The following is a 219-nucleotide window of genomic DNA, read 5'->3' as shown; positions in this document are numbered from 1 at the left end:
GTACCGCCGAAGTTGATGCCTTTGGCGATATTGGCGGCGTTGTTGGCTACGTTTTGGTTGGTCGCAAACAGTTGGCTGCCGTTCACAGCATCGGTACTGGTCGCGTTAACCGCACCTGCAGCGACGTTACTCAAGGTTACCGGGCCGCCTGTGCCCACCAGATTCACTTTGTTGCTCGGCGTAGTGGCCGGAGTGCCCGCTGTGTCAACATAGGTCATC

At 57.5% G+C, this 219-nt stretch carries 1 pseudogene; it reads right to left on the bottom strand.

Annotation, left to right across the window (positions count from 1 at the left end):
• A pseudogene (locus tag HMPREF3052_RS09915) lies at positions 1-219 on the bottom strand (calcium-binding protein); the annotation flags it as partial.

The organism is Neisseria sp. HMSC056A03 (genome assembly GCF_001815685.1).
GTDB lineage: Bacteria > Pseudomonadota > Gammaproteobacteria > Burkholderiales > Neisseriaceae > Neisseria > Neisseria subflava.
Note: the sequence above shows the minus strand (reverse complement) of the source record. Positions and strands in the feature narration are given on the sequence as shown.